Annotated in this window: 10 protein-coding genes; 7 read left to right on the top strand and 3 right to left on the bottom strand. The window is 61.7% G+C overall.

All coding sequences use genetic code 11. The features are described from left to right. Positions 1-143 precede the first annotated feature (143 nt). The 4 genes from rpmH (at position 144) to mnmE (ending at position 3,920) form a co-directional block, all read left to right on the top strand. On the top strand, positions 144-278 hold the full coding sequence (gene rpmH / locus OXU43_04995) for a 50S ribosomal protein L34 (protein MDD9824507.1): 135 nt from the start codon (positions 144-146) through the stop codon (positions 276-278). 345 nt (positions 279-623) lie between these two features. Next, a complete protein-coding gene (gene yidD / locus OXU43_04990; GenBank protein MDD9824506.1) occupies positions 624-851 on the top strand; it encodes a membrane protein insertion efficiency factor YidD in 228 nt (75 codons plus the stop codon). Positions 852-862: 11 nt separating this feature from the next. Next, a complete protein-coding gene (gene yidC, locus OXU43_04985; protein MDD9824505.1) occupies positions 863-2,530 on the top strand; it encodes a membrane protein insertase YidC in 1,668 nt (555 codons plus the stop codon). A gap of 34 nt (positions 2,531-2,564) precedes the next feature. Then, complete coding sequence (gene mnmE / locus OXU43_04980; GenBank protein ID MDD9824504.1) at positions 2,565-3,920, top strand: tRNA uridine-5-carboxymethylaminomethyl(34) synthesis GTPase MnmE; 1,356 nt, start codon at positions 2,565-2,567, stop codon at positions 3,918-3,920. Here mnmE and OXU43_04975 read toward each other — a convergent pair. Genes OXU43_04975 through OXU43_04965 form a run of 3 tightly spaced genes read right to left on the bottom strand, consistent with a single transcriptional unit; the run spans position 3,853 to position 6,241 of the window. Continuing rightward, positions 3,853-5,055: a glycosyltransferase gene (locus tag OXU43_04975; GenBank protein ID MDD9824503.1), complete on the bottom strand. Its 1,203-nt coding sequence runs from the start codon at positions 5,053-5,055 to the stop codon at positions 3,853-3,855. The genes mnmE and OXU43_04975 overlap by 68 nt on opposite strands. Before the next feature lie 36 nt (positions 5,056-5,091). Beyond that, positions 5,092-5,292, bottom strand: coding sequence for a zinc-finger domain-containing protein (locus tag OXU43_04970; protein ID MDD9824502.1), 201 nt, complete (start codon positions 5,290-5,292; stop codon positions 5,092-5,094). Then, complete coding sequence (locus OXU43_04965) at positions 5,282-6,241, bottom strand: branched-chain amino acid transaminase (protein MDD9824501.1); 960 nt, start codon at positions 6,239-6,241, stop codon at positions 5,282-5,284. The genes OXU43_04970 and OXU43_04965 overlap by 11 nt, the downstream gene beginning before the upstream one ends. A gap of 401 nt (positions 6,242-6,642) precedes the next feature. On the opposite strand from OXU43_04965, the gene OXU43_04960 reads away from it, so the two are divergent. The 3 genes from OXU43_04960 to OXU43_04950 are packed head-to-tail and all read left to right on the top strand — an operon-like array spanning position 6,643 to position 8,803. Next, entirely contained in the window at positions 6,643-7,314 is a 672-nt protein-coding gene (locus tag OXU43_04960) for a hypothetical protein (GenBank protein ID MDD9824500.1), read from the top strand. A gap of 13 nt (positions 7,315-7,327) precedes the next feature. Continuing rightward, positions 7,328-8,278 carry a DNA-processing protein DprA gene (locus OXU43_04955; GenBank protein ID MDD9824499.1) on the top strand — a complete coding sequence of 317 codons (951 nt, stop codon included), beginning with the start codon at positions 7,328-7,330 and terminating at the stop codon, positions 8,276-8,278. Continuing rightward, complete coding sequence (locus OXU43_04950; protein ID MDD9824498.1) at positions 8,279-8,803, top strand: HAD family hydrolase; 525 nt, start codon at positions 8,279-8,281, stop codon at positions 8,801-8,803. Positions 8,804-8,910 lie beyond the last annotated feature (107 nt).

Raw genomic sequence — 8,910 nt, 5'->3', positions numbered from 1 at the left:
ACACCTGACGCACAACCCTTGCGCGGGCGGCGCCGAGGGCGGTTGGGGAAGGGCTTTCTGGACAGAGGCGCCGCCGGGGAACGGCAAGGAAAGTTGCGGGATCGTTGACTTATCCCTGCCGGTCGCCGTACTCTTGCGCCACCGTGAAGAGAACCTACCAGCCCAGTAACATCAAGAGGAAGCGTTGCCATGGGTTCCGCGCCCGCATGCGCACCCGCGGCGGCCGCGCCATACTGAAGCGGCGCCGGGCGAAAGGGAGGCGCCGCCTCTCTGTATAAGGGGGATGCGGCCGCCGGCCGTTCCGGAAGCAGGCGGCTGGGGAAAAGCAGAAGGCTCGTTTGTACCGTCGAGATACGGCGGCTGTCGCGGGCGCCCACGCGATGCCGGGTACGGCGCTTCGTCGCTCCCAACAAGGAGAATGGAAGGAATCACCCGAGGCTGGGGTTGGCCGTCTCCCGCAAAAACGCGCGCCGGGCGGTGGACCGCAACCGGGTTAAGAGGGTTATGCGGGAGAGCTTTCGCCGCCATCAAGACTTTTTAGGGGGCAGGGACATACTGGTGATAGCGCAAGGCCCGGTGCATATTTTGAAAAACCCCGAGCTGGAGAAGGAGCTGTCCCTGCTGTGGCGGAAGTTGGTACGGTGAGAACGTTCCTGATCGCCTTGGTTGGGATATACCGGTACCTTCTGAGTCCCCTCTTTGGCGCGCGCTGTCGCTTTGCGCCCAGTTGCTCCGAATATGCCCAGACGGCGATTCGCCGCCACGGCTCCTTCCGGGGTTGCCTGTTGGGCGCGCGGCGTCTGTTGCGTTGTCACCCGTTCTGTGCGGGCGGTTTTGACCCGGTTCCTTAGGACTTTTTCCCTTGGAAACGCAACGCCTGTTCCTGTTTTTCTTGTTCCTCTTTTTGCTGTTTCTGTTATGGCAGGCCTGGCAGAGAGATTACGGGCGGGAGGGGCCGGAGGAAGAGCCGGCGGCGACGGAGACGGCTCCGCCGGGTGCCGCGCGGATTCCGGAAATCCCCGCGGACGCAAGGCCGCATGCCGGCCCGGAGGAGGCGGAAGCGGCCCCGACAGGGCCGACACAAAGGATGGAGATACGCACGGATGTTCTGGCCTTGGAGATCGATCCGCGCGGGGCGGCGATCCGATCCGTTCGCTTGCTTCAATACCCGGTAGAACTGGACGGCGAGGAAAACTTCGCCTTGGTTGACGGCAGCCGGTCGAACCTGCTCTCGGTACGGGGGGGCGTCCTGAGCGCCCAGTCCTCTGTGCGCTTGCCACAGGAAGACGATCTATTCGCGGCCGCGGAGGAAAACTATTCCCTGGAAGGGGAAAGCATGGAGGTTCGCCTGCGGTGGAGCGGCAATCGCGAGGGGGGGTTGCAGGTTGACAAGGTCTTTCTCCTGCGCCGGGGGAGTTACGTGGTCCATGTCCTCTACGAGATTCGCAACTCCGGCGAGGCGCCATGGAAAGGCAGGACGTACATGCAGTTCCGATACCGCGAGTCGGATTCCGGGATCGATATCGCCTCGGGGGGGTATGCCGGGTATCAGGGCATCGCGCTTTCAAGCCCGGACAAGCGCTATCAAAAGATTGATTTCTCCGATATCCAGAAGAAAAAATTGGCGGAAGATATTGCCAATGGCTGGATCGCCTATCTGCAGCGATACTTCTTGACTGCGGTGCTCCCTGTCAACCCGCAATGGGAATACCGCTACTACACCCTGTCCCCCGTGGCGGAACACTATATCGCCGGTTCGATCGCCCCTCCCGTGCAGGTGGCGCCCGGCGAAAGCAAGACGACGGGACACCATTTATACCTGGGACCGAAGCTACAGCGGACCCTCGCCGAAACCGCCCCGGGGCTCGAGTTGACTCTGGACTACGGCTGGCTATGGTTCGTCGCCAAAGTGCTGTTCGTCGTCCTGATCTGGTTGCAGGGGTTTACGGGGAACTGGGGCGTCTCCATCATTTTGCTGACGCTGCTGGTGAAAATCCTCTTTTATCGTCTCTCCGCGACCAGTTACCGCTCCATGGCGCGCATGCGCAAACTGCAACCCAGAATGATGGCCCTGAAGGAGCGTTACGGGAACGACCGGCAGCGCATGCACCAGGCGGTGATGCAGCTCTACCGGGAAGAGAAAGTGAACCCCCTTGGCGGCTGCCTCCCCATCGTAGTGCAGATCCCCGTATTTATCGCCCTGTACTGGGTCCTGCTTGAGAGCGTAGAACTGCGGCAGGCGGAGTTTGCCTTTTGGGTTCGCGATCTTTCCAGCAGGGACCCGTATTTTGTCCTGCCGGTGGTCATGGGCATCACCATGTACCTGCAACAGAAACTGAACCCGCCGATTGCAGATCCGGTGCAGCAGCGGATCATCAATTTTCTCCCGGTGATCTTTACCGGATTGTTCGCCTTCTTTCCTTCCGGCCTGGTGCTTTACTGGCTGGTGAACAATACCCTGTCGTTGTTACAGCAGCGGTACGTGTACGCCCGGATCGAGAAAGAGACGGCGGCGGGCGCCACTGGCTGAGCCCGTGTCCCGCCCCGGCCCCGAGGGAGGCGGCATGGAAGCGGACACCATTGTCGCCGTTGCCACCGCCGGGGGAAAGGCGGCCATCGGCGTGCTCCGCATTTCCGGCCCGGAAGCCATCGCTATTGCCAGGGGCATTACCGGCCGCAAGGAGCTGCGGCCCCGACACGCCCACCTCTGCCGCTTCCGGGATTCCTCACGGGAAATCATAGACCAGGGGATTGCCCTTTTGTTCGTGGGGCCGGCCTCTTACACCGGCGAAGATGTGCTGGAATTGCACGGCCACGGAGGGAGTGCCGTCGTGCAGGCGCTGTTGCGACGGGCCCTGGAGCTGGGCGCGCGGCCCGCCCGCCCCGGCGAGTTCACCGAGAGGGCTTTTCTCAACGGCAAGATCGATCTTGTGCAGGCCGAGGCCGTGGCCGGCCTGATCGAGAGCGGCACCGCCAGCGCGGCCCGCAGCGCCGCCCGGTCGCTGAAGGGCGACCTGTCGGGGCGGGTCGCCGCGTTGCGCGATGCTTTGCAGGATTTACGCAGTCGGCTGGAGGCCGCCCTGGATTTCCCCGAGGGGGAAGCGGATTCCCTGAACCAGGAACGGGTGGAAGAGCGGCTCGTGGAGCTGGAGGGGCGCTTGTCGGAATTGCGGGGGCGGGCCCGGCAGGGGGAACTGCTGTCCGCCGGCCTGGAGATCGCCATTGTGGGGGCGCCGAACGTAGGCAAGTCCACGCTATTGAATGCCCTCTGCCGTTGCCAACGCGCCATCGTGACCGAGAGTCCGGGCACTACCCGCGACCCGGTGCGCGCGGAGGTCAATCTGGAGGGATTGCCCGCCCGGCTGGTGGACACGGCAGGGCTGCGCGATACCGCCGACCCGGTCGAACGGGAGGGCATACGGCGCACCCGCGGCGCTATCGCCGATGCGGACTTGATTCTCCTGGTCCGGGAGTATGACGGCGGCGCGCCGGAGCCGCCGCTCGAAGTGTCGGACTCTTCCCCTGCGGCGCCGAAGATCCTGATCTATAACAAGATCGATCGCAGCGGCGCGCCGGCGAAGATGCGGCAAAGAGAGGACGGTTGCTGGGAGGTGCAGCTCTCGGCCAGGACGGGCGCCGGGTTGGAGTTCCTGTACCGGGCGATCGGAAAACAGACGGGTTACGAGGCCGGTGGAGAGCAGCAGGACGCGCTGTTCTGCGGCGAACGGCATTTATCTGCCCTGCGTAGCGTGTCGGACAGCCTGCGCCGGGGGCGGGCGCGATTCCGGGAAGAGCGGGCGGCGGAATTGTTGGCCGAGGATTTACGGACGGCGGAGACCGCCCTGGGAGAGATTATCGGCGTGGCGCCCGCCGGGGATCTGCTGGATCGGATCTTCTCGCGCTTTTGCCTGGGGAAGTAGCGGCAAGAGAAGCGGGCTCGGCGGCAAGCTCCTCGTAGAGCGCGAGGGTGCGGCTCAGCATGTCCTCCAGCAGATAGGGGTGACGGCGGCGCGGGCGCGCGGGTCGCTCGAGAAGCCCGGCGAGCTTGTGCGCCAGTTGTTCCCGGTCGCCGGGGCGGACTTTCCCCTGGGGGAACAGGGCGTCCAGGATCTCGCCGGCGCCTCCGTGGTCGTAGGCCACGACCGGCACCCCCAGGCTGCATGCCTCCAGTACCGTGCGCCCGAAGGACTCGGGTTTCTCGGAGAGGGAGAGCACCGCGTCGGAGATGGACAGGATCTCCCGTATGTCGTCGCGGTGGCCCAGGAAGGAGATATCTTCCGCTACCCCCATCCGGGCGCTCTGCCGCCGCAAGCGGTTGAGCAGCCGCGTCTTTCGCGCCTCGATTTTCCCCGGGATCAGGCCGTGTACCGGTATCCGCTTTTTCTTCAGCGCCTTGATCGTTGCGATAAAGTCTTCCACGCCCTTTCTCAGCGACAGGCGCGCCGGCAGGGTGACGATGCGTTTTTCTTCCAGGCCGGGGCGCTCGCTGCGCCAGCGGCGCAGCCATTCGGCGTCGGGGCGGAACCCGAAGGGGAAGACCCCGGGGTCAATTCCCCTGGGAATGAGGACCAGCCGTTCTTCCGCGCAATCCGCGGGGAAGTGGCGCAGGATATACTCGCGGATGAATCGGGACACGGCGATAACGCGCTCTCCCCTGGCCATTACCGCGCTGTAGCGGTTCACGGAGTAGGCGCCGTGAAAAGTGCTGACGAGGCGGGGCCGCCGGGCGGGCGGCATTCGCCGAATCGCCAAGTGGCAGATCCATGCCGGCAGCCGCGAGCGCACATGCAAAATATCGGGGCGCTCGCGCTCCAGGAAGGCCCGCAGGCGCGGCACCAGAGCCAGCGTAAGGGGAGATTTCTTTCCTATCGGCCAGGGAATATGGCGGCCATGGCCCGCCAGCAGGGCGGCGGTGCGCGGCCCCGCGCTGGAGATCACGATGGAACGATGCCCCTCGCGGGCTAGCCTGCGGGCAAGCTCCAGCGTTCCCCGTTCCACTCCGCCGCCTCCCTCCAGGGAAGGCAGCGTCTGTACGACGGTCAGGGGCGGCGGCATCCTGCTACGATGCGCTTACGGCACGCGCGACAGGCTCTAATCTTCCTTGAGGACGAACTCCGCCCCGCAGTAGGGACACTGCGCCTTGCCCGTTTCCTCCAGCGGCAGATATACCCTGGGATGGGCGTTCCACAGGCTGGCGCCCGGCGGCGGGCAGTGCAGCGGCAACTCGTCGCGGCGAATCTCGTGGTGCTTCGTCTGGTAAGGCTTGCGAACCGCGGGGTCTTTATCCGGCATGTCGTCGCGGCTGACGCTGGGCGTTGCGGGCGCCGTCCAGGTAATGCAGCCATTCCCCATGCGCTTCGCTGCGCCCGTGCACGTGGTCGAAGTACAGACGCTGCAGGCGTTCGGTGATCGGGCCGCGCCCGCCGGTGCCGATCTGGCGGCTGTCCAATTCGCGCACGGGGGTGACCTCCGCGGCGGTCCCGGTGAGAAAGACTTCGTCTGCGCCGTACACTTCGTCTCTGGTAATGCGCTTTTCCCGCGCGTTCAGGCCGCGGTCTTCGGCAATTCGCAGGACCGTGTCGCGGGTGATGCCCTCCAATGCCGCCGTGGCCTCCGGAGTGTAAATCCTGCCGTCCCGGACGATAAAGATATTCTCCCCGCTGCACTCGGCCACGTAGCCGTCCGTGTCCAGCAACAGGGCCTCTTCGCAACCGCTGGCGCGCGCTTCCTGCAATGCCAGCATCGAGTTGACATAGTTGCCGTTGACCTTGGCCTTGCACATGCCGGAATTGACGTGCAGCTTGGTAAAAGACGAGGTCTTGACGCGGATTCCCTGTTCCAGCGCCTTGGGCCCGAGGTAGGTGTCCCAATGCCAGGCGGCGACGATCAAATGGCTGCTGAGGTTATCCGTCCGCAGCCCCAGGCCCTCCGCGCCCAGGAAGCACATGGGGCGTATATAGGCCGTTTGCAGTTGGTTGGCGCTGACGGCCTCCAGGCATGCCGCGGTGACTTCGGCCGGGGGGCAGGGAATCGGAATGTTCAGGATGCGGGCGGAGCGGAACAGCCGGCTGACATGATCTTCCAGGCGAAAGACGGCGGTTCCTTTGCGGGCCTCGTAGGCGCGGATGCCCTCGAACACTCCCGTGCCGTAGTGCAGGGTGTGGGTCAAGACATGCACCCGGACTTCGTTCCAGGGCTTCAGCTCTCCGTCGTACCAGATGTATCCTCTGCGATCTTCCATAGTCCGTAATCCGGCAGTTTGGCGATATTCCTCGATAAGTCATGCCCCCGGCGAATCGGCTCGTTCTCTGGGCGCATTCTCTGGCGCCGGGTCCCGGGTTGCGCATCGCCCGCGCTTGCGGCCTCCTCGAAACGCCAATCATAACCGCTTAGGCGGAAGTCGTCCAAGGCGCGGTCGTTGCGTTCCGTTCAGGCGGAGGCAATTGTGGATAACTGGGCCACCGCGCCGCACGGTGCAGTGGCAACCAGTGCGCCGCCCCGCCAGGGCGGCATAAAGCGCTAATGCCCTTGACCGGCGGCCATATCAGCTGCGCTCTCTACGGATATGACGTGGCTTGTCGTTGCGGTGCGCGGCTGAGTATTCTCTAAGAGTGTCTAATCCGAGGAGGTAGATTGTTCCAAATGCACACGACAGACGGCGGTTGGCTTTGCCTGCAACGTGGGGATTACGGATTGTGGGCGTGGAACAGGGAGAATGTATATGCGCTTATTTGGAGCGTGCGGGAACTCCCAGACAAATGGAGCCGTAGAATCCTGGAATTCAAAACGGGTAACACGAAAGCATTTGACGGAGTGTATCTTATGTTGCAGAACAAGCTGCCTCCGCTGATTGGCGGGTTGAATTTGAACATGGGGGAGCAACCGATTTACGTGGTAACGGCGCTGTCTCATGATGTCGAAAAAGTTCAGCCTGACAGGCCGCTGTATAGGCTTGCAAAGATGTTGTGCGATCATATGGAGGGCTTGGAATTTCGGCCTGATCTATTGTCAAAAAAGAAACACCGGCCACTCCATAGCATTACGGATAACGGCAAAAACAGAGATGCCGAGGTTCGCAATGCCAACTACGAGTGTAATCGCCTGGAAGAAGATAGCCCGATATTTTTGATTCTCGACGACTTTGTCACACGAGGAGCGACTTTCACGGCAATCCGGATCGCTATTGAGAGCTCCAACGGAAACACATGTAGAATTCTCCCGGTCGCTCTTGGGAAGTATGTAACTCAAGGGGATATCGGGCCGAACAACGATAATGACGAGCGTCTCGGTGATATCAAGCAATTCTGGAAGTAGAATCGGATCGGCTATGAAACATAAATTCCATCGCGTCCAGTTCGCTATTGGCTTGCGTCGTTTGGGCGAGAAGCCGAAGCGCGTGGTTGAGATTCTCCAATCTGGAAACTCTCTTCCCGGAGATGAGCGGCAATTCGCCGATTTTTCCCGTTGCGGTTCGGATAAGGCCCGTGCGGCTTGGGATTACGCCTCAGGAGTCCTGGAAAAGTGTGGCAGGCATGGCATTACGGCATTGGCGCTGGGGGACTCCCTTTACCCCCGCCGCTTGGAGGCCCTGCAGGAGAATCTCTCTCCTGTTCTGGGCGGATATTGCCCCATCCTGTATTGCAAAGGTGAGGCCGGCGGACTGAATGCAGACAGCGCTGCCGCCATCGTCGGCACGAAGGAACCCTCGGAATTCGGTCGCAGGAGGGCACGAGAATTCGGAAGGGTCTTGGCAACGGAGGGCGCGGTGATCGTAAGCGGCTTGGCCTTGGGCTGCGACACGGAGGGGCATAGGGGGTGTTTGGAGGCAAAAGGCTGCGGGGTTGCCGTGATGGCGCATGGCCTGGACCGCGTGTATCCCAAAGCAAACACCGATTTAGCGGAGGCGCTTATCGCTGGCGGCGGTTGTCTTGTTTCCGAGTATGCGCCGGGGACGCCGCCTTACAGGCAGTCGTTTGGATTCAGAGATCGAATTCAGGCAGGGTTGTCGCAGTTGGTAATCGTCGTAGAAACCCCAGAGTGGGACGGAACTATGATCACTGCAAAATTTGCCCGAAAGCAGGGGAAAATATTGGCCTGCGTCGCCCACCCGCTTCACTGCGTTAATCATCAGCCGCCTAAGGGGAATTCCCTGCTTTTAGAACAAGGAGCGATAAGCTTGGAGTGCCCGGCAGACGCGATGTCCCTCTTAAGATTTGAGGAGAAAGGCGGGCGTGAAGCACATTACGGACACGGAAGGACCCAGCTGTCAATTTTTTGAGTGAGGCAATACGCCGTGGTCATTTTTGATCTCGATTTAACGTTGGTTGATTCCCGGTCGGTACTGAAATATCAGCAGTCTGGGAAATGGAGGTCGGTCTTTGCGAAAATCCCTGAAATCACACCTTATGAGGGAATCTCGGAGCTTCTCTCGAAATTGCACAGTTGTGCCATTCCCATCGCTATTGTTACATCAAGCCCCGATCAGTATTGCAAGGCAATTGCTCGTCACCAAGGGTGGCACATTGACGTTGTGATTGGCTACCACAATACCACGCGACGCAAGCCGCATCCGGACCCGATCAACCTTGCGTTACAGTACGCGAATATCACCCCCGAGGATGCTGTACATATCGGGGATCGTCCGGAAGACACCAAGGCAGCAAAGGCCGCTGGGGTTTTCTCGATCGGTGCGATCTGGGGAACCCTGGATGCCGCTATGCTTAGCGGCTCTGAGCCGGAACTGCTTTGCCGAACAGTTGCCGATTTGGTTGATTACTTGAATCGTAGATTCAAAATTGCATAGCATCGGCGCGGCGCCGGATCTGCATGGCGCTCCCTCTTTCTGGGGGGAGTGCCCAGCGTTTCCGAGCCTATGCAACGCCGGTGCGGCGCGGGTTGTTCTCTCTCAAG

Source organism: Gammaproteobacteria bacterium (genome assembly GCA_028817255.1).
GTDB classification, from domain to species: domain Bacteria; phylum Pseudomonadota; class Gammaproteobacteria; order Porifericomitales; family Porifericomitaceae; genus Porifericomes; species Porifericomes azotivorans.
Note: the sequence above shows the minus strand (reverse complement) of the source record. Positions and strands in the feature narration are given on the sequence as shown.

What these genes read in the sequence shown, in the direction of transcription:
- mnmE (MDD9824504.1), top strand. Translation starts at nt 2,565, where the DNA reads ATGGAAGCGGACACCATTGTCGCCGTTGCCACCGCCGGGGGAAAGGCG.
- OXU43_04975 (MDD9824503.1), bottom strand. Translation starts at nt 5,055, where the DNA reads ATGCCGCCGCCCCTGACCGTCGTACAGACGCTGCCTTCCCTGGAGGGA.
- OXU43_04970 (MDD9824502.1), bottom strand. Translation starts at nt 5,292, where the DNA reads ATGCCGGATAAAGACCCCGCGGTTCGCAAGCCTTACCAGACGAAGCAC.
- OXU43_04965 (MDD9824501.1), bottom strand. Translation starts at nt 6,241, where the DNA reads ATGGAAGATCGCAGAGGATACATCTGGTACGACGGAGAGCTGAAGCCC.
- OXU43_04960 (MDD9824500.1), top strand. Translation starts at nt 6,643, where the DNA reads ATGCACACGACAGACGGCGGTTGGCTTTGCCTGCAACGTGGGGATTAC.
- OXU43_04955 (MDD9824499.1), top strand. Translation starts at nt 7,328, where the DNA reads ATGAAACATAAATTCCATCGCGTCCAGTTCGCTATTGGCTTGCGTCGT.